This window comes from Exilibacterium tricleocarpae (assembly GCF_007004655.1).
In the GTDB taxonomy this organism is placed as follows: Bacteria; Pseudomonadota; Gammaproteobacteria; order Pseudomonadales; family Cellvibrionaceae; genus Exilibacterium; species Exilibacterium tricleocarpae.
Window position 1 is genome coordinate 21,176 of sequence record NZ_ML660111.1, and the last position, 24,537, is coordinate 45,712.

Annotated in this window: 16 protein-coding genes and 5 tRNA genes; 18 read left to right on the forward strand and 3 right to left on the reverse strand. The window is 59.1% G+C overall.

What is annotated here, in order from left to right; translation table 11 throughout:
- Positions 1 to 72: 72 nt before the first annotated feature.
- Genes FKG94_RS25525 through imuA form a run of 3 tightly spaced genes read right to left on the reverse strand, consistent with a single transcriptional unit; the run spans position 73 to position 5,309 of the window.
- Positions 73 to 3,186: an error-prone DNA polymerase gene (locus FKG94_RS25525; protein WP_142929790.1), complete on the reverse strand. Its 3,114-nt coding sequence runs from the start codon at positions 3,184 to 3,186 to the stop codon at positions 73 to 75.
- Positions 3,170 to 4,576, reverse strand: a complete 1,407-nt coding sequence (locus tag FKG94_RS25530; protein WP_142929791.1) for a Y-family DNA polymerase — start codon at positions 4,574 to 4,576, stop codon at positions 3,170 to 3,172. Before FKG94_RS25530 ends, FKG94_RS25525 begins: the two co-directional genes overlap by 17 nt.
- A 7-nt stretch (positions 4,577 to 4,583) precedes the next feature.
- Entirely contained in the window at positions 4,584 to 5,309 is a 726-nt protein-coding gene (imuA, locus tag FKG94_RS25535) for a translesion DNA synthesis-associated protein ImuA (protein WP_142929792.1), read from the reverse strand.
- A 431-nt stretch (positions 5,310 to 5,740) separates the two neighbouring features.
- Here imuA and alr point away from each other — a divergent pair, with 431 nt between their 5' ends.
- From alr to rpoC, 18 genes are all read left to right on the forward strand, one after another.
- Complete coding sequence (alr, locus tag FKG94_RS25540) at positions 5,741 to 6,907, forward strand: alanine racemase (protein ID WP_246125401.1); 1,167 nt, start codon at positions 5,741 to 5,743, stop codon at positions 6,905 to 6,907.
- A 90-nt stretch (positions 6,908 to 6,997) separates the two neighbouring features.
- The gene (gene birA / locus FKG94_RS25545; RefSeq protein WP_142929793.1) at positions 6,998 to 7,996 is read left to right on the forward strand and encodes a bifunctional biotin--[acetyl-CoA-carboxylase] ligase/biotin operon repressor BirA; all 999 of its coding nucleotides are present in this window, start codon (positions 6,998 to 7,000) and stop codon (positions 7,994 to 7,996) included.
- A complete protein-coding gene (locus FKG94_RS25550) occupies positions 7,993 to 8,733 on the forward strand; it encodes a type III pantothenate kinase (protein WP_142929794.1) in 741 nt (246 codons plus the stop codon). Before birA ends, FKG94_RS25550 begins: the two co-directional genes overlap by 4 nt.
- 41 nt (positions 8,734 to 8,774) lie before the next feature.
- Positions 8,775 to 9,500, forward strand: coding sequence for an SPOR domain-containing protein (locus FKG94_RS25555; protein WP_142929795.1), 726 nt, complete (start codon positions 8,775 to 8,777; stop codon positions 9,498 to 9,500).
- A gap of 305 nt (positions 9,501 to 9,805) precedes the next feature.
- Positions 9,806 to 9,881, forward strand: a tRNA-Thr gene (locus tag FKG94_RS25560).
- Between the two features lie 92 nt (positions 9,882 to 9,973).
- Positions 9,974 to 10,057: transfer RNA gene (locus tag FKG94_RS25565), tRNA-Tyr, on the forward strand.
- A gap of 262 nt (positions 10,058 to 10,319) precedes the next feature.
- Positions 10,320 to 10,393: transfer RNA gene (locus FKG94_RS25570), tRNA-Gly, on the forward strand.
- 130 nt (positions 10,394 to 10,523) lie between these two features.
- Positions 10,524 to 10,599: transfer RNA gene (locus FKG94_RS25575), tRNA-Thr, on the forward strand.
- Between the two features lie 166 nt (positions 10,600 to 10,765).
- The gene (gene tuf / locus FKG94_RS25580) at positions 10,766 to 11,959 is read left to right on the forward strand and encodes an elongation factor Tu (RefSeq protein ID WP_142929796.1); all 1,194 of its coding nucleotides are present in this window, start codon (positions 10,766 to 10,768) and stop codon (positions 11,957 to 11,959) included.
- Positions 11,960 to 12,005: 46 nt separating this feature from the next.
- A tRNA-Trp gene (locus FKG94_RS25585) sits at positions 12,006 to 12,081 on the forward strand.
- 23 nt (positions 12,082 to 12,104) lie between these two features.
- The gene (secE, locus tag FKG94_RS25590) at positions 12,105 to 12,473 is read left to right on the forward strand and encodes a preprotein translocase subunit SecE (protein WP_142929797.1); all 369 of its coding nucleotides are present in this window, start codon (positions 12,105 to 12,107) and stop codon (positions 12,471 to 12,473) included.
- Positions 12,474 to 12,482: 9 nt separating this feature from the next.
- Positions 12,483 to 13,016: a transcription termination/antitermination protein NusG gene (nusG, locus tag FKG94_RS25595; RefSeq protein ID WP_142929798.1), complete on the forward strand. Its 534-nt coding sequence runs from the start codon at positions 12,483 to 12,485 to the stop codon at positions 13,014 to 13,016.
- A 174-nt stretch (positions 13,017 to 13,190) separates the two neighbouring features.
- Positions 13,191 to 13,622, forward strand: coding sequence for a 50S ribosomal protein L11 (rplK, locus tag FKG94_RS25600; RefSeq protein ID WP_142929799.1), 432 nt, complete (start codon positions 13,191 to 13,193; stop codon positions 13,620 to 13,622).
- Between the two features lies 1 nt (position 13,623).
- Positions 13,624 to 14,319 carry a 50S ribosomal protein L1 gene (rplA, locus tag FKG94_RS25605; protein WP_142929800.1) on the forward strand — a complete coding sequence of 232 codons (696 nt, stop codon included), beginning with the start codon at positions 13,624 to 13,626 and terminating at the stop codon, positions 14,317 to 14,319.
- 294 nt (positions 14,320 to 14,613) lie between these two features.
- On the forward strand, positions 14,614 to 15,144 hold the full coding sequence (rplJ, locus tag FKG94_RS25610; protein WP_142929801.1) for a 50S ribosomal protein L10: 531 nt from the start codon (positions 14,614 to 14,616) through the stop codon (positions 15,142 to 15,144).
- 73 nt (positions 15,145 to 15,217) lie between these two features.
- The gene (gene rplL / locus FKG94_RS25615) at positions 15,218 to 15,595 is read left to right on the forward strand and encodes a 50S ribosomal protein L7/L12 (protein ID WP_142929802.1); all 378 of its coding nucleotides are present in this window, start codon (positions 15,218 to 15,220) and stop codon (positions 15,593 to 15,595) included.
- A gap of 447 nt (positions 15,596 to 16,042) precedes the next feature.
- Complete coding sequence (gene rpoB / locus FKG94_RS25620) at positions 16,043 to 20,128, forward strand: DNA-directed RNA polymerase subunit beta (RefSeq protein WP_142929803.1); 4,086 nt, start codon at positions 16,043 to 16,045, stop codon at positions 20,126 to 20,128.
- A gap of 93 nt (positions 20,129 to 20,221) precedes the next feature.
- The gene (rpoC, locus tag FKG94_RS25625; RefSeq protein WP_142929804.1) at positions 20,222 to 24,445 is read left to right on the forward strand and encodes a DNA-directed RNA polymerase subunit beta'; all 4,224 of its coding nucleotides are present in this window, start codon (positions 20,222 to 20,224) and stop codon (positions 24,443 to 24,445) included.
- The last annotated feature ends 92 nt before the right edge of the window (positions 24,446 to 24,537 follow it).

Consider the following 24,537-nt stretch of genomic DNA (forward strand, 5'->3'; position numbering starts at 1 on the left):
TCCGCCAGGCTATTGCAATCCGAGCCATGCGGTTATTCATATCACAGCGGAGGGTGTGAACAATAGCACCACTTAATGATAATCCCTGGACTTGCTGCTAAAGCGTTCAAGCTGGCTGCTGATATCGAACAGCCGATAGGCGATCACATGAATTACGCCGCCGCTCTTGTCCTGTTCCAGCAGGCCATAGATTTTCAAGATTCTGGCCTTTACCAGTTCTTCCATCTGCCGCAACGCGTTTTGCAGCCAGATGATCACATTCATTGAGCCGGTCTCGTCTTCGAGTGTCAGAAATGTCACCCCGGCGGAGGTTTTTGGCCGCTGGCGGTTAATAACGACACCGGCGATATAGAGTTCCGTGCCCGATTGAACCTCACCGAGCAACTCCGCTGCAATGCAATCACTGAGAACCCCCTGGTCTCTGAGGTAAGCCATCGGGTGGTCGTGCAGGCTGAATCCGAGCATGGCATGGTCTTCAAATAAATCTTCAATCCGACTCGGCTCTCTGATTTGATAGCCCTGCGGCGCCTGCGCGGCAAACAGTCCACGGTAGAAATCAAAGCCGGAGGTGTTCCAGCGCTGTTGAAAGCGATGCCCGCCGAGGGGCGCCAGGGCGTTGGCGGAGGCCAGTGTCTCCAGAGTGTCTTTGTCAATGCCGGGAATAGCGAACAAATCCTCAACAGCGGCATATCCCCGCGCCGGCCGGTGGCGGCAGATCAACTCGGCTGCCGGCTCAGACAACCCTTTGATGCTGCGCAAACCGAGCCGCAATACCTCCCCCCGGCGCTCCAGCGTATAGTCCCACTCGCTGCGGTTGATGTCGACGGGCAAGACTGTAACGCCGTGACGCTGGGCGTCCTGGATCAACTGCCAGGGCCGGTAAAACCCCATCGGCTGGCTGTTGAGCAGGGCGCAGAGAAAGGCGGTCGGGTGGTAGTATTTCAGCCAGGCCGACGCGTAGGCCAGCAGGGCAAAACTGGCGGCGTGGGATTCCGGAAAACCGTATTCGCCAAACCCCTCAATCTGCCGGCAGATTCTCTCGACATAGTCCTGGCTGACCCCTTTGCGCAGTAAATTATCGGTCAGTTTTTGCCGCAGTCTGTGCATATGGCCTTCGCGCTTCCAACTCGCCATGGAGCGGCGCAGTTCCTCGGCTTCATCGGGGGTAAAGTCGGCGCCTTTGATCGCCAGGGCAATGACCTGTTCCTGAAAAATGGGCACGCCATAAGTTCGGTTTAAGATGGGTTCGAGTTCTTTCAGGGGCACATCTACACGTTCCTCTCCATGTTTGCGACGCAAATAAGGATGTACCATATCGCCGTGAATGGGACCGGGCCTGACGATGGCCACCTGCACCACCAGGTCATAGTACTTTTCCGGCCTGAGCCGCGGCAGCATATTCATCTGCGCCCGCGACTCAACCTGAAACAAACCGACGGTGTCGGCCTTTTGCAGCATGCCGTAAACCCTGGGGTCGTCCCGTGGGATGCTCGACATGGCAACAGGCTTGCCGCTGGCTGTACTGATATAGGTGAAACACTTGCGCAATGCTGTCAGCATGCCCAGCGCCAGCACATCGACCTTCATCAGTCCGAGCGCTTCCAGGTCTTCTTTGTCCCATTGAATAACGGTGCGATCCGCCATCGCCGCATTCTCAATCGGCACCAGGTCGATCAGCGGCGGCTCGGAAATGACAAACCCGCCGACATGCTGGGAAAGATGGCGGGGGAAGCCGACCAACTCGGTCAGTAATTGTTTGAAGCAATCGAGCATATGATTGTCCAGCGACAGCGCCGGTGTAATGACCTCGTCAACCCAATTGTGTTTATCCCGGTAGCGCCAGCCGTAATTGGCGATCACGTTTTCCAGTTGCAGCATATTGATGCCCAGCGCCTTTGCCAGATCCCGCAGCGCACTTTTGGCTCGGTAGGTAATCACGGTCGCCGCTATGGCGCAGTGATCCCTGCCATATTTCTCGTAGATATATTGAATGACTTCCTCGCGGCGCGCATTTTCAAAATCCACATCGATATCCGGCGGTTCATTGCGGCGCCTGGAAATAAATCGCTCGAACAACAGGCTGACCTCAGTGGGGTCGACCTCCGTGATATGCAGACAGTAGCAGACCACTGAGTTGGCGGCCGAGCCGCGTCCCTGGCAGAGAATGCCCATCTTCCGTGCCTGTTTTACAATGTCGTAAATAGTCAGGAAGTAGTACTCATAGTTCAGCTCGGCGATGATGCCCAGCTCTTTTTCGATTGTGGCTTTGACCTGCTCGGGCACGGTGTCGCCATAGCGTCGACGTGCGCCTTCGTAAGTTGCCTGGCGCAAATAATCCCGGGCGCACAAGCCCGCCGGTACGCAGGTTTTGGGGTACAGGTATTTGATTTCTTCCAGCCTGAAGTGGCAGCGCTCAGCAATGACCAGGCTTTCAAGAATATAAGCCTGCTTATAAATCTTTCGGACGTTCTTTAACGGACGCAGATAGTTTTCCGCGTTTGGCAATAAATGCTGTTTTATCTCGGTAACCGTTCGGTTGAGTCGAATGGCGGTGAGCGTATCCTGTAGCATCTTGCGTTTCGGATCATGCATATGCACATTGTTGCTGCAAACAATAGGCAGCTCGACGTCCCTGGCTATAGTTTCCACCTGGCGCTGGTGGGGTTCGTCGGCGTCGGTCAGTGACAGTTCCACCAGCAGCCAGAAGCGGCCGCGAAAGTGCGCGGTCAGTGCCGGCAGGTAGTCCGGTGCTGCTGTGGCGGGCCGCCACAGCAGGAGCCCGCGCCGGATATATTGCACCAGGTCCCGCGGGTGAAAGACATAATCGCCTTTCGGTGCGGCCTGGCGACAGGCGGAAATCAACCGGCACAGCTCGCTATAGGCCAGTTTGTCTGTCGCCAACACCACAAAGCACTCGTTGCGGTAACGGAATTCGCTGCCGATAATCAGGGAAAAATTCTCGACCGGTTGCTGCTGCAATTGCTGCCAGGCTTTTACCACGCCCGCCACCGAGCACTCGTCGGTAAGTGCCAGGCCCGCATAGCCCGCCGTCATTGCCTGGTGCACCAGTTCCTCGGGATGCGACGCACCCCGCAAAAAGCTGTAGTTGGAAATACAATGCAGCTCGACAAAGCCGGGCTCTGCCCGACTCTGCTTGCGGCTGCCGGCGTCAGGCGAACCAACCATGCTGGTACCAGGTGCCGTCGCTATCGCGAAACAGCCATTGTGTGGTCAGCCCGCTGTCGCCGGCCACATAGTAATCCCTGTGCGCCGCGTTACGGTCCCACCAGCCGCTGGTGAGACGCACCGGCCCCCGCTGGATTATGTAGCGATCGATGGCAACAGGCTGCGGTTGCGGCAGCAGCCACAGCGGGGCAACCAGCGCCGCTGCCGGGCGTTGCGCCTGAGCCGCGGGTTGGCTGGCGCAGATAGTCTGGAATTCCGGTCTGGGGTCGGTGCTGATCTGCAAGAAGTGCACATTGTGTATACCCAGGCGCGCGCTGAGGCGATTGAGCAGTTGGGTCTTTTTCTGATCGCACTCCTGCGATACGTTGTTGAACAAATGAAGGTCCCGGTCATCGAGCGGCTCGAACAGTGCCGCCGACAGTTGCATGGCCGTAATCGGCGCGGCCAGCTCAAGGCGATTGACGGTGCTGTTGAGCATGTACTGCCAGGATTCCGGGCGATTGTCGATATTGGCAAGTTTGATATCCACACAGCTTGGGGCCCGGTGCCGGTGCTGCAATTTCAAGCGCAGCACCTGCGCCGCCAGGCAGCGCTTTTGCAGAAAACGACAGAATTGGCCGACACCCTGTGCCAGGTAGAACCGCAGTGGCTCCAGGCTTTCGAACTCCTGTTCCAGGTCCATATACCAGTGAAAGCGCTCCGCCGCCTTGAAGGGCGGCGGCAACCAGGGTTTGCGACCGCTGATCTGGTCCAGGTAAAGGGTTAACTCGGCATCTACGCGATAACTCAAATCGCCGCTCGGCAGTTGCACCAGGTCCTGCACTGTGGCGAGGCCCAGCTTGGCCAGTCGCAGTTCGGTTTTTGCCTCGATACCGAGTGCTGTGAACGGAATATCGGCCAGTGCCTGTATGAGTTGCTCCTGGTCACAACAGCGGTGCTGCCCGGCCCGCGCCAGCAGCCGCGCCGCCTTGGGTTGCGGCGCCACTGCGATCACGGCGCTGTACCCCATTTGTTGCAATGCCAGCTGCAGTCTGTGCTGAATCTGCGCTACACCCCCCAGCAGCCTTTTCATGGAGGCAATTTCAAGATAAAGACCGTCGGCGGCATCGAGGCCGAGCCAGGCGGAATAGCGCGATGCAATGACGGCCGCCCGCTCCAGCGCCCGCTGTTGCCGGCACGGGTCCCGCGGGGTGACCTGGAGGCCGGGACACAGGCAAAACGCCGTATTCAGCGACATATCGACATCCACGCCGCAGGCTTTGGCGGCGTCGTTTGCATCCTCGATCAGGTGGTTGTGATCCCGAATCAGCGCCACGGGCTCACCGGTGTGAAATTGTGGTAACCAGGTCTCTGCATACAAGTGGGGCAGGTGCGCGTATAGCCAGTTCATGGTGCAGCTATTTATTACCTGACCCGCCCAGTCCGCCCGCTCTGCCTGCGTCACCTGTGCTGGGAGTGCTGCCGGCGGGATAGCGAAATGCGGGACAGCGCTGCAGGGTGAATGGAAAAGGTGCTGCGGGCCACCCCCGGCGCTGTTTCAGAATACGAATTTCAACCCGATCGGTGCTCAATGGTTTTAGTTGCAGCCGCAGGGCACTGGGGGTCTGCTGGTTCTGTCCGCCCGGGCGCTGGTGCCTGAATACGAAGCAGGGCACCTCGTGTTGCGCCGCGCAAATCTGCAACCGCCGTACCTGGGTGCTGCTGGCTTGTTGTGGCCAGCCCAGTACGGCGCTGGCGGCGCCACTTTTCAGTCCCTCCTCAAGGGCCCAGAGGATACCGGTATTTTGGGCCGGCGAGACCACCAGTATGCGTCTGACATCGACACCGGCGGCAGCCAGTGCCGGGGCGTTCAGACGCCAGGGCGGTCCTACCCAGATAATCCACAGTTCCCTTTGGCTGAGCTTTGCCAGGCTTGGCAGCAGCAGGCTCAACTCCCCGATACCATGCTGCGGGTAAAGAATTTCAGTGACCCCGGCGGCTGGCCAGCCGGCGCCCGGCAGGTGCTGGTTCAAGGTGGCAAAGCCGGTGTCAATGGCCGGGGGAGAGCTGTATTGGTGCCGTTGCCAGACCTGGCCGCGGTCAAAGAGTTGGTCGAGCATGGGGCAGTGGATCGGGTCAGTCAATCGGATTAATACTGTATATATAAACAGTGTTCGTGTAAAGTGCAAGTCGCCTCCGGCGCCAATGGCACTCGCTTTTGCCTAAAGCACCTACTTTTGCTGGTGGTGTTGGTGGTGTTGGCGGTGTTTCAGTAAAAAGTGCCAATTGACCGGCCTGCCTCGGGATGGCGCTTTCAGAAACACGGGCTAGGCGCCCCCCCCCTCAACCCGTCCCTGGGGGCTTCACGACAGCATCCCTGCTGTCGAGAGTTTCTGAAAGCGCCATCCCGAGGCAGACCTACCTTCAGTATTTTTAACTAGTAGCCGACCCCATCTCTCTGAGTGTGTAGTCAGGAGAAAGCCTACCGGCCACTGCCGCTCTTGCCGCTGGTACCTGTGTTTACCACTAGCCGTTCGGCGCCTGGGCTTGCCTAAGTCGGGTTTTATTTGTTTAGATGCGCCCTTCGGGCCAGATATGGCCGACACCGGACAGCAACACCGCCGCGAGCGGTGGCGAGAAGTTAATGCGCGACGGCATCCTGACCATAGATTTAGCCTCTATCCAACGCAATTGGCACGCCATGTGCCGCCAGTTAAAACCCGGTACCGAGTGTGGTGCGGTCATCAAGGCCAGCGCCTATGGCCTCGGCAGCGAGCGCGTGGCGCCGAGTCTGTACGCTGCCGGGTGCCGCAGCTTCTTTGTGGCCACCGTCGACGAGGGCGTCAGCGCGCGCGCTTACTTGCCTCGCAACGCCACACTGTACGTGCTCGCCGGTGTTGGCCGCGGCCGTGAAGCCGACTGTCTGAGCCGGGGACTGGTACCGGTTCTATTCACTGTCGAGCAATTGCAACGCTGGCGCGAGCTGGCCGGGTCAGCGCCCTGCGCGATCAAGGTCGATACCGGCATGACGCGGCTGGGTCTCGATCTCGGTGTGTTCGAGCGTCTGTGTGATGAACGGCAGCTATTGCTCGACTGCAACCCGATATTGTTTATGAGTCATCTGGCCTGTGCCGACGAGCCGGAGCACCCGCTGAATAGCCACCAGTTACAGCGGTTTCAGTGGGCACTGGAAAAGATGCGCACGCTATGCCCGGAAATCAGGCTCAGCCTGGCCAACTCCTCCGGCATCTGCCTGGGGGAGGACTGGCAGTTCGATCTGGTGAGGCCCGGTGCCGCGCTCTACGGCGTCAATCCGCAGCCCGGAGCCAGCAGTATTGTCGAGCCGGTGGTCGAGTTGCGCCTGCCGATTATCCAGGTGCGGGATGTTCCCCGTGCCGGTGTCAGCGTCGGCTACAGCGCCACCTATACCCTGGAGCGGCCGGCGCGGTTGGCGGTGGCCCTGGGGGGCTATGCCGACGGTATCCATCGCATTGTCGGCAGTGATGGTTTTGGGATACTGGCGGGTCGGCGGGTGCCGGTGGTCGGCCGTATCTCCATGGACTCGACCATTTTCGACATCACTGAGGTGCCGGTCGAACAGCTGCCCCCGGCCGGGGGCGGTCATATTCAGGTGCTCGGCCCCTCGCTGGATGTGGATGAGGTCAGCGCCAGAGTCGGTGCTCTGGGTTACGAGACCCTTACCAGTCTGGGGGATCGCTATCATCGCCGTTATGTAGAGTAATGGAGTTCACATAACGCCATAATACAACAGCGCCATTTCACGCCGACCGGCCGTAAGCTGTCAACCGCAGGCAAACATCTAAGGTCATTAATGGATATCAACTCACTACTAAAGCTGCTGGCCGACGGCAGGTTTCACTCCGGCGAAGAGCTGGGTGAGGTATTGGGTGTCAGCCGCACCGCGGTGTGGAAGCACCTGCGTAAACTGGAGCCGCTGGGTCTGGTGCTGACCTCGGTGAAGGGGCGGGGTTACTGCCTGGAAGGTGGCCTTGAACTCCTCGATGCCGATGCCATTGATGCCGCCTTGAATCCGGCGGCGCGGGCACTGGCGGTAGAGTTGGATATTCAATCGGTCATCGACTCTACCAATACCCGCGCCCTGGCCCGGGCGGCGGCGGGCAACGCCAGGGGGTATATCTGCCTGGCTGAGCAGCAGACCGCCGGCAAAGGCCGCCGCGGGCGCGCGTGGGTCAGTCCCTTCGGCAGGAATATCTATCTGTCGGTGGTCTGGGGGTTTGATGGCGGCGCGGCCGTGTTGGAGGGCTTGAGCCTGGCGGTCAGCGTTGCAGTGACCCGGGCCCTGCGCGATCTCGCCGCGACGGCCGGTGACGCCGGCACCAGGCTCGACGATATCCGGCTTAAATGGCCCAACGACGTACTGTGGCGGGGGCGCAAACTGGCCGGCATTCTGTTGGAGATGACCGGCGACGTCAGCAGTTTTTGCCAGGTGGTCAGCGGTATCGGTATCAATGTCACCATGCCCGCTGTCGCCGGCGCCGCTATTGATCAGGCCTGGGTGGATATGGAGACTATCGTGGGGCGCTGTTCCCGCAATCAATTGGTGGCGCAGCTTTTAAACCACCTGTTACCCTTGCTGGACGATTTCCAGGCGCGCGGGTTCGCCTGTCTGCGGGAGGAGTGGGAGTCCCTCGACGCCTACCGCAACTGCCAGGTGGAGCTGCGAACGGCTACGGAGTCGGTGCTGGGGGCGGCCTGCGGGGTGACGGAAACCGGGGGGCTGCGGATATTGGTCGACGGCCGCGAGCAGGTTTTCAGTGGCGGTGAGATTTCTCTGAGGCCCACCGCATGAGTGACGGGGTCTTACTGGAGATCGATATGGGTAATACCCGTCTTAAATGGCGCCTGATCGGGCAAGGGCGGCAGTTGTCCGGCGACAGTCATCTGTATCGTGACGCTTGGGTGACACGGGTGGCGCCGGGTGTCGAAGCGCCGGCGCTTATCCGCCTTGCCAGTGTGGCCGGGCCCGAGCGCACTGAGCTGCTGCTGCAGCACTGCCGGCACCGCTGGCAACTGGAGCCCGAAATAGCGGTCACGACCCGCCGCTGTGCGGGGGTAACCAACGCCTACCGGGATCCCTCTGCCATGGGGGTGGATCGCTGGCTGGCGGTGCTTGCAGCCTATCAGCAGTGGCAGCGGGCCTGCCTGATTGTGGATTGCGGCAGCGCGGTTACCCTGGATATGGTAGATAATGAAGGACTGCATTTAGGGGGGTATATTGTCCCGGGTCTGCAGTTGATGCGCCGGGCGCTGTTTCGGGACACCGATGCGGTGAAGGTCGAGGCTGCGGCGGCTGCGTCGCTCGATCCGGCCGACAATACCGCAGATGCGGTCAACCGCGGTCTGCTGTTGATGACGGTCGGCTTTGTCACCGAGGCGTACCGCCGCCTGGTGGCTGAACTGGAAACGCCGGTGACCGTGGTGGTGACCGGTGGCGACGGGGAGCGGGTGGGGGCTTTGCTATCTTCTATAGACGCCCGTATTTGCCCCGACCTGGTACTGGACGGGCTGGCCCTGGCGCTGCCTTGAAACGCTAAGAAACACGAGAGAACAGGGAAACTGGAAAGCTTATGCGTTGGATATTCCTGACATTACTGCTGGCCAACGGTGTAATACTGGCGTGGCAGTTGCTGCGCGATCCCGAGCCCCAGGCGCCCGCCGTTACCGCCAAGCCGGTGGTTGCCGAGCGCGAGGGGGTGGAGTGGCTCACCCTGCTCAGCGAGCTGGAAGGGCAGGCGCTCGCCGATATGCTCCGTGAAAAGGGGCGTTTGCAGCTAACGGAGAATACCGGGGCTGTTCAGGGTGAGCCTCTGTGTACCCTGGTGGGGCCCTTTGAGAAGCTGTTGCGCGCCGAGTATTTTATCGAGCGCATGGCGGCCCTGGAGATCGCTGCCGAAATCCAGGATGTGGAGATTCCGGGCGAGGTCGGCTATTGGGTGTATCTGCCCCCGGAAGTATCGCGCAAAGAGGCCCTGCGCCGCTTGCATGAGCTGCAGGCCAAGGGTGTCGACAGTTATGTGATTCCCAAGGGAGAGCTCGCCAACGGTATCTCGTTTGGCATGTTTAGCCAGGAGGCCCTGGCATTGCGGCGTCAGGAGGATATGGTCAATCGGGGTTATGCCGCCGAAATCAAAGAAATGGCTCGCACCTATAAAGAGACCTGGGCGCTGCTGCGCCCGGATCAGGCCGCCAAAATCAGTGAAGAACTGTGGTTTCAGGTGACTGCCGACAACCCCGGCATTGAACGCCGACAAAATTTCTGCCCAACTGTTGCTTCCACTGACAACTTTCAATAGAATCCCGCCTCCACTTAGCAGTGAGCTGTCAACTTCTGCTTGATAAGTGGAGGTGTAAGGCGGACGCAGCTCGCCGAACGCGCGGCCGGGATGGCCGGGCCGGTGGTCGCCAAAGGCAGGTGGCTGCGCCATGGATGGCGGGGAAAATGCCTGATGTAGGGCTGGCGTAGCTCAGTTGGGTGAGGTGAGACCGTTCGCCGGCAGGCGGACGCAGCTCGCCGAACGCGCGGCCGGGATGGCCGGGCCGGTGGTCGCCAAAGGCAGGTGGCTGCGCCATGGATGGCGGGGAAAATGCCTGATGTAGGGCTGGCGTAGCTCAGTTGGTAGAGCAGCTGACTTGTAATCAGCCGGTCGGGGGTTCGACTCCTCTCGCCAGCTCCATTTTTCTCGATCTTTGTGTTGTAACTGCGTGAAATTGTTAGAAAAACCGGTTGACAGCACCCTGGTCGGGGCGGAGAATGTCCGCCACTTTCGCAGGGGTTCCCGAGTGGCCAAAGGGATCAGACTGTAAATCTGACGCGCAAGCTTCGGTGGTTCGAATCCACCCCCCTGCACCATATATATGCAATAGGCCGCTGCCAGTCAGCTACTGGAGGCTGTTTGGCGCTGGAGCCGGCTCAGTGTAAAGCCGATGTGACGGCTTTGGAAATATTGGATCGGTAATTGATTTTGGCCACCAGCTTGGTGGTGATCGACCCGTTGACCGATAGCGACAGACCCCATTTGACAGGTTCGTCTTTGATCCGGGTTCAATGTTGAGGGTGCGAGCGCTGGGAGTCGGGTAAAAGCTCCGCGGGTGCAGATTCTGCGGGTATTTATGCGGGTATAGTTCAATGGTAGAACCTCAGCCTTCCAAGCTGATGATGCGGGTTCGATCCCCGCTACCCGCTCCAGATGATGTGTTAGGCGGCCAGGACGGCCGGGCCGGTGTCGATTGGGGTAGGTGGCTGCGCCAGGATGGCCGGGCCGGTGCTGATTGAGGCAGTTGGTTGCGCCAGGATGGCTGGCACTGAGTAGATTTTGGCTCATATAGCTCAGTCGGTAGAGCACTTCCTTGGTAAGGAAGAGGTCACCGGTTCAAGTCCGGTTATGAGCTCCAGTTTAACCGCGAGGTTTCTTATCCCGCAAGGGAGAGGTATTCCTTGTGGTTTTAGTTGTGTTGTACGTTTTAGGTTGGACTCATGAGATCAAAGATTACATGGGTTCGGAGATTACAGCGAATAACCATGTCTTACTACATGTCCCACTAGAGGAGGCCGCCCGCAATGGCAAAGGAAAAGTTTGAACGTAATAAGCCCCACGTCAATGTGGGCACCATCGGTCACGTCGACCACGGCAAAACCACACTGACCGCGGCGCTGACGCGGGTGTGTGCAGAAGTCTGGGGTGGCGAAGCGGTGGCTTTCGACGGTATCGACAATGCCCCGGAAGAGCGCGAGCGGGGTATCACGATTGCGACCTCCCACGTGGAATACGACTCGCCGGGCCGTCACTACGCCCACGTCGACTGCCCGGGCCACGCCGACTACGTGAAAAACATGATCACCGGTGCCGCGCAGATGGACGGTGCGATCCTGGTGTGCTCGGCGGCAGACGGCCCGATGCCGCAGACCCGCGAGCATATCCTGCTGTCACGGCAGGTGGGCGTGCCCTATATTGTGGTGTTCCTGAACAAGGCGGACATGGTCGACGACGACGAGCTGCTGGAGCTGGTGGAAATGGAAGTGCGGGAGCTGCTGGACCAGTACGAGTTCCCGGGCGACGACACCCCGATCATCACCGGTTCGGCGCTGATGGCGCTGGAAGGCAAAGACGACAACGAGATGGGTACCACGGCGGTGAAGAAGCTGGTGGAAACCCTGGACGAGTATATTCCGGAGCCGGAGCGGGCGGTGGACCAGCCGTTCCTGATGCCGATCGAGGACGTGTTTTCGATCTCCGGTCGCGGCACGGTGGTAACCGGTCGTGTCGAGCGGGGTATTGTGAAGGTGGGCGAGGAGATCGAGATCGTCGGTATCAAAGAGACCACCAAGACCACCTGTACCGGAGTGGAGATGTTCCGCAAGCTGCTGGACGAAGGCCGTGCTGGTGAGAATGTGGGGGTACTGCTGCGCGGCACCAAGCGGGAAGAAGTGGAGCGTGGGCAGGTGCTGGCGCGTCCGGGTTCGATCACGCCGCACACCAAGTTCGAGTCTGAGGTGTATGTGCTGTCGAAGGACGAAGGTGGGCGTCACACGCCGTTTTTCAAAGGCTACCGGCCGCAGTTCTATTTCCGCACCACGGACGTGACCGGTGCCTGCGAATTGCCGGAAGGCACCGAGATGGTGATGCCGGGTGACAATGTGCAGATGGTGGTGACACTGATTGCCCCGATTGCGATGGAAGAGGGTCTGCGGTTTGCGATCCGCGAGGGCGGCCGCACGGTTGGTGCGGGTGTCGTTGCCAAAATCATCGAATAAAACATAACTATCGGTGGCGGGATCGCCCGCCATCGGCTAAAAGTTTAGGCCAGTAGTTCAATTGGTAGAGCACCGGTCTCCAAAACCGGGTGTTGGGGGTTCGAGTCCCTCCTGGCCTGCCAATTTTGTGAGGTAACACCAACCGATGAATGCAAAAGTCGAAGCTCCGAGCTTTCGCTTGGACGGTCTGAAGTGGCTGCTGGTGTTGTTGCTGGTGGCCGCCGGGGTGGTCGGGAATTCCTATTTTTCCGATTTTTCCCTGCTGTACCGGGTGCTGGGGTTGGTGGGTATCGGCTTGGTTGCCGCCTTTGTGGCGGTCAATACAGCCAAAGGCGCCGCGTTGTGGGCGCTGCTTCGTGAAGCGCAGACAGAAGTGCGCAAAGTGGTTTGGCCGTCCCGCCAGGAAACCAATCAAACCACCCTCATTGTGGTAGCGGTGGTTTTATTGATGGCGATATTGCTTTGGCTGCTGGACGCCTTGCTGGGTTGGCTGGCTTCCCTGATTATCGGTTAGAGGTCATCCATGGCTAAACGTTGGTATGTGGTTCACGCTTATTCCGGCTACGAGAAGAAAGTGGCTGCGGCGCTGAAAGAGCGTGTTGAATTACACGATATGCAGGCGCTTTTCGGCGACATCCTGGTGCCTACTGAAGAGGTCATCGAGATGCGCGGCGGCCAGAAGCGCCGCTCCGAGCGCAAGTTCTTTCCGGGCTACGTGCTGGTGCAGATGGAGCTCAACGACGACTCCTGGCACCTGGTAAAGGACACGCCCCGGGTCATGGGGTTTATCGGCGGCAAGGCCGACAAGCCGGCGCCGATCACGGATAAAGAAGCAGAGGCTATACTGCAGCGTGTCGACGATTCAGTTGAGAAGCCCAAGCCCAAGACCATCTTCGAGCCGGGTGAAATGGTACGGGTGATCGACGGGCCGTTTAACGACTTCAACGGCGTTGTCGAGGAAGTGAATTACGAGAAGAGCAAGCTCCGGGTGGCGGTGCTGATCTTCGGTCGCTCCACCCCGGTAGAGCTGGAGTTCGGTCAAGTCGAGAAGGCTTGACGGTCTATATTTTCCGCCTTCTTCTGCCATGCAGCAGAGGAAGGCTTGTGTGTTTTTGAAAGCATGACCTGCCCGTGACGGGCACGGTCTTTAAAAAACGGGGAGCCGGCGACGAACCCTTCCGCCAAGAGGCGGTTCCGAGGCGCTAATACCCAAACTTGGGAGTCATAGACTATGGCAAAGAAAGTTGAAGCTTATATTAAGCTGCAGGTAGCGGCCGGTCAGGCCAACCCCAGTCCGCCGGTAGGGCCGGCCCTGGGTCAGCACGGTGTCAATATCATGGAGTTCTGTAAGGCGTTCAATGCCCAGACTCAGAGCCTGGAGCCGGGTGCGCCGGTGCCGGTGGTGATCAGCGTCTACAGCGACCGCAGCTTCACCTTCACCATGAAAACGCCGCCGGCGTCCTTCCTGCTGAAGAAGGCGGCGGGTATCAAAAGCGGCAGCGGCCGCCCCAACACCGAAAAGGTGGGCAAGGTGAACCGCGCGCAGCTCGAGGAGATCGCGACGGCGAAAATGCCCGATCTGACTGCTGCCGATATGGACGCCGCCGTGCGCACCATCGCCGGCTCCGCCCGCGCCATGGGCGTCGACGTGGAGGGGGTGTGAGATGGCTAAGTTATCCAAGCGCCAGCGCTCGATCAGAGAAAAGGTCGACAGCACCAAGCTCTATGGTATTGACGAGGCTGTAGCCCTGCTGAAAGAACTGTCCACAGTCAAGTTTCCGGAAACTGTCGATGCCTCCATAAACCTGGGTATCGATCCGCGCAAATCCGACCAGGCTGTGCGCGGCGCCACTACACTGCCCCACGGCACCGGTAAAGATGTGCGGGTAGCCGTATTTACCCAGGGCGCCAATGCCGATGCCGCCAAAGAGGCGGGCGCCGACCTGATCGGTATGGAAGACCTGGCCGAGCAGGTAAAAGCCGGCAAGATGGATTTCGATGTGGTGATTGCCGACCCTGCCGCCATGCGCGTGGTGGGGCAGTTGGGCCAGATTCTCGGCCCCCGCGGACTGATGCCGAACCCGAAAACCGGGACGGTGACGCCGGATGTGGCGACCGCTGTGAAAAATGCCAAGGCCGGTCAGGTGCGTTTTCGCGCTGACAAAGGCGGTATTATCCATGGTGGTATCGGCAAGGTATCGTTCGAGCCGAAACTGCTCAAGGAAAATCTTGAAGCGCTGATCAACGATTTGAAAAAAGCCAAGCCGGCCTCGGCCAAGGGTATTTACCTGAAAAAGGTATCCCTGAGCACCACTATGGGCCCGGGCTTGGTCATTGATCAGGCAAGCCTGGAAGTTTAACGGCTTGCCAACAGAACTTTGGGGTCTGCCGCAAAAGCGTGCTTTTGCGACCGGCTGTCAAAGACCGTAGGTGCACGGCGGGCCGGTCCGGCTTGCGCTTAATGAGACTCTCGGGTCGAACCTACGCAGACGGTGTGTCCCAATTCAGTGTTACAGAGCTGGATTTGATCACCGAAACCGCTTTCAACCGAGGCCATTGATCGGCTCCGATTGAAAGTTGAAGTAACGATTAGTTGACACCCTTGCGGCCATTGTGGCGCGCAGGTGAAGCTAATCAAATCCAGGAGAAACCTCGTGGCAATAGGACTCGAAGACAAAAAAGCGATTGTCGCTGACGTTAACGAGACCGCGAGCAACGCTTTGTCATTGGTGATCGCCGACGCGCGCGGTGTGAACGTGACAGACATGACTGCCCTGCGGAAATTGGCCCGTGAGAATAAAGTACACCTTCGTGTGGTTCGCAATACATTGGCGAAGCGCGCTTTCGAAGGGACTGAGTTCGCATGTGTCAACGACGCGCTGGTGGGGCCTTCGCTGTTCGGCTTTTCTATGGAAGACCCGGGCGCGGCGGCACGTCTTTTCAAAGATTTTGCGAAAGATAATGCAAATTTTGAAGTCAAGGCGCTGTCTGTCGGTGGCAAAAAACTTGAGGCTGCGCAAATTGATGCGCTGGCCAAGCTGCCGACGCGGGAACAAGCGTTGGGTATGCTGGCCAACGTTATGCTGGCGCCCGTCACCAAGTTGGTTCGTACTTTCAACGAAGTGCCGACCAAGGTTACTCGCGTAGTTGCGGCTGTTCGCGACCAAAAGCAAGATGCTGCTTAGTTGTTTATCTTTTTGATGAGAAGCGGTTTCGAGAGTTTATTAGTTTTCAATCTTTTATCTGGAGATTTGAGTCATGGCTCTGTCTAAAGACGATATCTTAAATGCAATTGCCGAAATGTCTGTAATGGACGTTGTTGAACTGGTTGAAGCAATGGAAGAGAAGTTTGGCGTTTCCGCCCAGGCTGCTGTCGCCGTTGCTGCTGCCCCTGCCGCCGATGCCGGCGCCGCCGCTGAAGAGAAGACCGAGTTCGATGTGGTTCTGTCCGCAGCCGGTGACAAGAAAGTCAATGTCATCAAGGCTGTTCGCGGTCTCACCGGTCTCGGCCTGAAGGAAGCCAAGGCGCTGGTGGACGAAGCACCTAAGCCGATCAAAGAAGGCGTTACCAAAGAAGAAGCTGAAGAAGCTAAGAAGCAGCTTGAAGAAGCCGGCGCATCTGTCGAAGTTAAGTAACTGACTCTGGTGTTTACCAGCAGGTTTTCACAATAGAGTGATAGTTGACTTCGGTGGCATAGCGCTACTTTTCAAGCCCTTGTTAGTTTTGGGCTAAAGGCTGGTGGGAAAATCCCACTGGCCTTTTTCCGTTTGCGGTCGACGGTAAAAGATCGAAGTGATTGCAGTAAAAATCGCGATGGTATTGTGAAGTAGTGACACGGGTTTAGTAAGAAGTCGGCAGTCGTTGCATAACGGCGGGTGTGGCAAGTTTGTTTAGCGTCGCCACAGCAGTCTGGCAGTTATGAAACAGCTTCTGATGCCCTTGGTTTAATAAGCATGACTTAATAAACCTGGGTTAATAAACTTTCGTTGCTAAATAGTTTTGTTTTACGGAAATTAGATGAAACGCCACCCGCGTTTCTGTGGCTGAGATAGGGCCTTATCCGAACAAGCTGGGGAATACAAATGGCTTACTCATACACTGAGAAAAAACGTATCCGCAAGGACTTCGGCAAACTGCCGACCGTTATGGATGTACCTTTCCTCCTGGCGATTCAGTTGGACTCCTACCGGAAATTTACCCAGGCCGGCACCGCCGCCGATGCCCGTGGCGACCACGGTTTGCACGCGGCTTTCAAGTCTGTGTTTCCGATAGTGAGCTATTCCGGCAGCGCCGCCCTTGAATACGTGAGTTACAACCTGGGTAAGCCTGCATTTGACGTCAACGAATGCCAACTGCGCGGTGTCACCTACGCCGTGCCGTTGCGTGTCAAAGTGCGCCTGATTATTTACGATAAAGAATCTGCCAACAAGTCCATCAAGGACATCAAAGAGCAGGAAGTCTACATGGGCGAGATTCCGCTCATGACCGATAACGGCACCTTCGTGATCAATGGTACCGAGCGGGTGATTGTCTCCCAGCTGCATCGCTCCCCGGGCGTGTTTTTTGATCATGATAAGGGTAAAACCCACTCTTCCGGCAAATTGTTGTATTCCGCCCGCGTCATCCCCTACCGCGGCTCGTGGCTGGACTTTGAGTTTGATCCGAAAGACCTGGTGTTTGTGCGGATCGATCGCCGTCGCAAGCTGCCGGCGACTATTCTGCTGCGCGCCCTGGGTTTCAGCTCGGAAGAAATGCTGGATATGTTCTTTGATACCAGCAGCTTCCACATCAACAGTGACGGTGAATTCACCCTTGAGCTGGTGCCGTCGCGGCTGCGCGGCGATGTGGCCACGTTTGAAATCAAGGACAACGACGGCAATGTCGTGGTCGAAGAGGGCCGCCGTGTCACCGCGCGGCATATTCGCCAACTGGAAAAAGCCGGCGTCAGCGAGCTGGCCGTACCGCGGGAATACATGCTCGGCCGTTCGCTGGCAAAAGACCTGGCCAACACCGAGACCGGCGAGCTGCTGGCGGAGTGTAATACTGAGATTACCGAAGAAATTCTGGACAAGATGGTGGCGGCCCAGATCAAAACGGTCGAGACGCTTTACACCAACGAATTGGATTGCGGTCCGTTTATCTCCGATACGCTGCGTGTCGATCCGGCCCGCACCGAGTTGGAGGCGCTGGTGGAAATTTACCGCATGATGCGCCCCGGCGAGCCGCCCACCAAAGAATCCGCCGAAGCACTGTTTCAAAACCTGTTCTTCAGCCAGGAGCGCTATGATCTTTCCGCTGTCGGCCGTATGAAGTTCAACCGCCGCCTGGGTCGCGAGAGCGAGGGCGGCGAAGGCACGCTGTCGAATGACGATATTGTGGCGGTGCTGCGCACCTTGATTGATATCCGCAACGGCAAGGGCATGGTCGACGATATCGACCACCTCGGCAACCGCCGGGTGCGCTCGGTGGGTGAAATGGCGGAAAACCAGTTCCGTGTCGGCCTGGTCCGGGTAGAGCGGGCGGTGAAAGAGCGCCTGTCCATGGCCGAGTCCGAAGGGCTGATGCCGCAGGATTTGATCAATGCCAAACCGGTGGCGGCGGCGGTCAAGGAGTTTTTCGGCTCCTCCCAGTTGTCGCAGTTTATGGACCAGAACAACCCGCTGTCCGAGGTTACTCACAAGCGCCGGGTATCGGCCCTGGGCCCCGGTGGTCTGACCCGCGAACGCGCCGGCTTTGAAGTGCGCGATGTGCACCCGACGCACTACGGTCGCGTGTGTCCGATCGAAACGCCGGAGGGGCCGAACATCGGCCTGATCAACTCGCTCGCCACCTATGCGCGCACCAACAACTACGGTTTTTTGGAAAGTCCGTACCGGCGTGTCAAAGAAGGCCAGGTCACCGACGATATCGACTATCTGTCGGCGATCAACGAGTCCGAGTATGTGATTGCCCAGGCCTCGGCCACGGTCAATGAAAAAGGCCAGTTGGTGGACGAGTTGGTCTCTGTGCGCCACCAGAACGAATTTACCCTGAAAGCGGCCGAAGACGTGCAGTATATGGACGTGTCGCCGCGCCAGGTGGTCTCTGTGGCTGCCTCGTTGATTCCGTTTCTGGAGCACGATGACGCCAACCGTGCCCTGATGGGCTCCAACATGCAGCGCCAGGCCGTGCCGACGTTGAAGGCGGACAAGCCGCTGGTCGGTACCGGTATGGAGCGCAATGTGGCGCGCGACTCCGGCGTTTGTGTCGTGGCCAAGCGCAGCGGTGCGATCGAGCGGGTCGATGCCGCGCGCATCGTGGTGCGGGTTGACGATCAGGAGGTCGACGCCGGTGATGCCGGTGTGGATATCTACAATCTCACCAAGTACACCCGCTCCAACCAAAACACCTGTATCAACCAGCGCTCCATTGTCAGTGTCGGCGACCAGGTCTCCCGCGGCGATATCCTGGCCGACGGACCCTCGGTCGACCTCGGCGAGCTGGCGCTGGGACAGAACATGCGCATCGCCTTTATGCCCTGGAACGGCTACAACTTCGAGGATTCGATTCTGGTCTCCGAGCGGGTTGTGCAGGAAGACCGTTTCACTACCATTCATATTCAGGAGCTGACCTGTATTGCCCGCGACACCAAGCTCGGCAGCGAGGAAATCAGTGCGGACATTCCCAACGTCGGCGAGGGCGCGCTGTCCAAGCTGGACGAGTCGGGTATCGTTTATATCGGTGCCGAAGTCGGCCCGGGCGATATCCTGGTGGGCAAGGTCACACCGAAAGGTGAAACCCAGTTGACGCCGGAAGAGAAGCTGCTGCGGGCGATTTTCGGTGAAAAGGCGTCCGATGTTAAAGACACCTCCCTGCGGGTGCCCACCAGCACCTTCGGCACCGTTATCGACGTGCAGGTGTTTACCCGCGACGGCTTGGAGAAAGACCAGCGCTCGCTGGAAATCGAGAAGTCCCAGTTGGATCAGGTGCGTAAAGACTTGAACGAAGAGTATCGCATTGTCGAAACTGCCACGTTTGAACGCCTGCGCGCCGCCCTGGTGGGGCAGCCCGCTGCCGGCGGCAAGGGTGTTAAGAAGGGCGATGTTATCTCTGACGAACTGCTCGACAGTCTCGAGGCCGATCAGTGGTTCAAGCTGCGCATGTCCGACGAGGCGCTGAACGAGCAGCTCGAGCGTGCCGAAGAACAGTTGAAAGAGCGCCGCAAGATTCTCGACGAGCGCTTCGAGGACAAAAAGAAAAAACTCGAAACCGGTGACGACCTGGCGCCGGGCGTGTTGAAAATCGTCAAGGTTTACCTGGCGATCAAGCGCCGCATCCAGCCCGGAGACAAAATGGCGGGCCGCCACGGTAACAAGGGGGTTATCTCGGTGATTATGCCGGTCGAGGATATGCCCTATGACGAGAACGGCGAGCCGGTCGATATCGTCCTCAATCCGCTGGGCGTGCCCTCGCGGATGAATGTGGGACAGATTCTCGAAACCCACCTGGGCCTGGCCGCCAAGGGGCTCGGCGTCAAGATCGATGCCATGTTGCGCCAGCAGCGCGAAGTGGCCGAACTGCGACAGTTTTTCGAGGAGATCTACAACAAAACCGGTGACGTCGGTGCCAAAGAGGACCTGCAGTCGTTCAGCGACACCGATGTACTGGAGCTGGCGCGCAACCTCAGCGGTGGTGTGCCCATGGCAACTCCGGTGTTCGACGGTGCCAAGGAGACGGAAATCAAACAACTGCTGGCACTGGCGGAGCTGCCGGAATCCGGTCAGATGTCTCTGTATGACGGCCGTACCGGCGACGCGTTCCAGCGTCCGGTGACCGTCGGTTACATGTACATGCTGAAGCTCAACCACCTGGTGGACGACAAGATGCACGCCCGCTCCACCGGCTCCTACAGCCTGGTCACCCAGCAGCCGCTCGGGGGTAAAGCCCAGTTTGGCGGCCAGCGCTTCGGTGAGATGGAAGTGTGGGCGCTGGAAGCCTACGGTGCCGCTTATACCTTGCAGGAAATGCTCACGGTCAAATCCGACGACGTGGCCGGGCGCACCAAAATGTATAAAAACATCGTCGACGGCGACCACCGTATGGAGCCCGGGATGCCGGAGTCCTTTAACGTACTGGTTAAGGAAATCCGCTCGCTCGGTATCAATATGGAACTGGAGAACGACGCCTGAGCCGTTAGTCGTTACCGGCCGCGCTCGCCTGAGAGCGCGGCTGTTTTGAGATTAGATTCGCTACTTGTTGGAGCCCACGAATAGGAGGCTACCTTGAAAGACTTACTCAACTTATTAAAGTCCCAGGGACAGACCGAGGAATTCGATGCGATTCGCATCGCGCTGGCGTCACCGGAAATGGTGCGTTCATGGTCTTACGGCGAAGTGAAAAAGCCGGAAACCATCAACTACCGCACCTTCAAGCCCGAGCGCGAGGGGCTGTTCTGTGCCAAGATTTTCGGCCCGGTCAAAGACTACGAATGCCTGTGCGGCAAATACAAGCGCATGAAGCACCGCGGCATCATCTGCGAAAAGTGCGGTGTGGAAGTGACTCTGGCCAAGGTGCGCCGCGATCGTATGGGGCATATCGAGCTGGCCAGCCCGGTCGCCCATATCTGGTTTCTGAAGTCGCTGCCGAGCCGTATCGGCCTGCTGTTGGATATGACGCTGCGCAATATAGAGCGGGTGCTGTATTTCGAGTCCTACGTAGTGACCGACCCGGGCATGACCACCCTGGAAAAAAGCCAGTTGCTGACCGACGAGCAGTACTTCGAGGCGATGGAAGAGTTCGGCGACGAGTTCGATGCCAAGATGGGCGCCGAGGCGATCCAGGAGTTGATGCGCGATATCGATCTCGAAGCTGAAATTCAGCACCTGCGCGAGGAAATACCGCAGACCAACTCGGAGACCAAAATCAAGAAGCTGTCCAAGCGGCTGAAGTTGCTCGAAGCTTTCTACAACTCCGGCAACAAGCCCGAGTGGATGGTAATGGAGGCGCTGCCGGTATTGCCGCCGGACCTGCGCCCGCTGGTGCCGCTCGACGGTGGCCGTTTCGCCACCTCCGATCTCAATGATCTGTACCGTCGCGTTATCAACCGCAACAACCGCCTCAAGCGTCTGCTGGACCTGAACGCGCCGGACATTATCGTGCGCAATGAAAAGCGCATGTTGCAGGAATCCGTCGACGCCCTGCTCGACAACGGTCGTCGCGGCCGCGCCATCACCGGTTCCAACAAGCGCCCCCTGAAGTCCCTGGCCGATATGATCAAGGGCAAACAGGGCCGCTTTCGCCAGAACCTGTTGGGCAAGCGGGTCGACTATTCCGGGCGTTCGGTGATCGTTGTGGGTCCGACCCTGAAGCTGCACCAGTGCGGCCTGCCGAAGAAAATGGCGCTGGAACTGTTCAAACCGTTTATCTTCAGCAAGCTGGAGCTGCGCGGGCTGGCCACCACCATCAAGGCGGCCAAGAAAATGGTCGAGCGCGAGGAAGCGGTGGTCTGGGATATTCTCGACGAGGTGATCCGCGAGCACCCGGTATTGCTCAACCGCGCGCCGACGCTGCACCGCCTGGGTATCCAGGCGTTCGAGCCGGTGCTGATCGAGGGCAAGGCGATCCAGCTGCACCCGCTGGTGTGTGCCGCCTACAACGCCGACTTCGACGGTGACCAGATGGCCGTGCACGTGCCGCTGACGCTGGAGGCCCAATTGGAAGCCCGCGCGCTGATGATGTCCACCAACAACATCCTCTCCCCCGCGTCCGGTGAGCCGATTATCGTGCCCTCCCAGGACGTGGTGCTGGGACTCTACTGGATGACCCGCGAGCGCATCAACGCCCGCGGTGAGGGCATGGCGTTTGCCGATACGGAAGAAGTGTCCCGCGCCTACTACGCCAAGCAGGTCGACCTGCAGGCGAAGATCAAGGTGCGCATCGGCGAGGCGAGTGTCGGCGAAGACGGCGAGGAGCAGGTTTCCACGTCGCTGGTCGATACCACTGTCGGGCGCGTCCTGTTATGGGAAATCGTGCCGGCCGGGCTGTCGTTCGAACTGGTCAACCGGCCCATGGTCAAGAAGGCCATTTCCCATATCATCAATGATTGCTACCGCATTGTCGGGCTCAAGGCGACGGTCATCTTTGCCGACCAGTTGATGTACATGGGTTACGACTTCTCCACCAAGTCCGGCTCGTCAATCGGTGTTAACGACTTTGCCATCCCCGACGAAAAGGCCGCCATTATCGGGCGTGCTGAGGCGGATGTGAAAGAAATCGAAAGTCAGTATGCCTCCGGCCTGGTGACCCAGGGGGAAAAATACAACAAGGTGATCGATATCTGGTCGCGCGCCAACGACCTGGTGGCCAAATCCATGATGGAAGGCATCAGCTCCGAAAGCGTCGTCAACCGCGAGGGTGAACAGGAACATCAGGATTCGTTTAACTCCGTGTATATGTATGCCGACTCCGGCGCCCGGGGTTCACCTGCCCAGATTCGCCAGCTTGCCGGTATGCGCGGCCTGATGGCGCGTCCGGACGGCTCGATTATCGAAACGCCGATTACCGCCAACTTCCGCGAAGGCCTGACGGTACTGCAGTACTTTATTTCCACCCACGGTGCCCGCAAGGGCTTGGCCGATACGGCCCTGAAAACCGCCAACTCCGGATACCTCACCCGCCGCCTGGTGGATGTGGCCCAGGACCTGGTGGTGACCGGCGTCGATTGCGGCACCGATGCCGGCCTGACCATGGCGCCGGTGATCGAGGGCGGCGACGTTATCGAATCCCTGGGCGACCGCATTCTCGGCCGCGTGGTGGCGCGCGACGTCTTGCGCCCCGGCAGCGACGAGATACTGGTGCCCGCCGGTACCATGATCGATGAGAAGTGGGTCGATCGCATCGAGGAGATGGGTATCGATGAGGTGTGCGTGCGCTCGCCGATTACCTGTGAGACGCGCCACGGTATCTGTTCTCAGTGCTACGGGCGCGACCTGGCCCGCGGTCATCGCGTCAACAAGGGCGAGGCCATCGGTGTCATTGCGGCCCAGTCCATCGGTGAACCGGGCACCCAGTTGACCATGCGGACCTTCCACATCGGTGGTGCGGCGAGCCGGTCCTCGGCCGCCGACAGTGTCCAGGTGAAGCAGGAAGGTACCGTGCGGTTGCACAATATCAAGGTCGTGACCCGCGAGGACGGCTCGCTGGTAGCGGTCTCCCGCTCCGGTGAATTGGCGGTGGCCGACAGCAGCGGCCGCGAGCGCGAGCGTTACAAGATACCCTACGGTGCGGTGATTTCCGTGCAGGACGGGGCCGAGGTCGACGGCGGCGCCGTGGTGGCCAAGTGGGACCCCCACACCCACCCGATCGTTACCGAAGTGGCCGGTAAGGTGGCCTTCTCCGGTTTTGAGGACGGTCTCTCCGTGCGCCGCCAGACCGATGAGCTCACCGGCCTGACGGCCATTGAGATTCTCGATCCGGCCGAGCGGCCCGCCGCCGGTAAGGACCTCAAGCCGGCGGTGACGCTGGTGGACGGCGACGGCAATGAACTGTGCCTGGCCAATACCAATGTGCCGGCTCACTATATGCTGCCGGCCAAAGCGGTGCTGAGCCTCAATAACGGCGACCATATCGGTATCGGCGACGTCATTGCCCGTATTCCCCAGGAAGGTTCCAAGACCCGCGATATCACCGGTGGTCTGCCGCGGGTGGCGGACCTGTTTGAAGCCCGCAAACCGAAAGAGCCGTCTATCCTGGCGGAAATTACCGGTACCGTCAGCTTCGGTAAAGAAACCAAAGGCAAGCGTCGCCTGGTGATTACTCCCACCGATGGCCAGCCATTGGAGGACGGTTCCACTCACTACGAGTGCCTGATTCCCAAGTATCGCCAGTTGACCGTGTTTGAGGGTGAACAGGTGGCCAAAGGTGAAGTGGTATCCGACGGTCCGAGCAACCCTCACGACATCCTGCGCCTGCAGGGCGTGGAGGCACTGGCCCGTTATATCACCAACGAAATCCAGGATGTGTACCGCTTGCAGGGTGTAAGGATCAACGACAAGCATATCGAGACCATCGTGCGGCAGATGTTGCGCAAGGTCGAGATTACCGCCATGGGTGACTCCACCTTCGTCAAGGGTGAGCAGGTCGAGTACACCCGGGTGCTGGAAGAGAACGAGAAGCTGCGCTCCGAGGACAAGCAGCCGGCTCAGTTCGAGCGCCTGTTGTTGGGTATTACCAAGGCCTCCCTGGCCACCGAGTCCTTTATCTCGGCGGCCTCCTTCCAGGAGACCACCCGTGTGCTTACCGAGGCGGCAGTTACCGGCAAGCAGGACAGCCTGCGCGGCCTGAAGGAGAACGTGGTGGTCGGTCGCCTGATTCCCGCCGGCACCGGCCTGACTTACCACGACGAGCGCCGCAAGGCCCGCGATACCGAGGTGAGTCCCGCCGACAGCGTCAGCGCCGAGGAGGTGGAAGCCGCCCTGACCGAAGCGTTGAAGTCCAGCGCCAGTTAGCGATTGGCCGGTGTGGTGATGCGCCGGCGCCCCCCTCCGTGGGGGTATTGACTGGGGCGGGTGGCGTCATTACAATGCGCCACCCGCTTTTT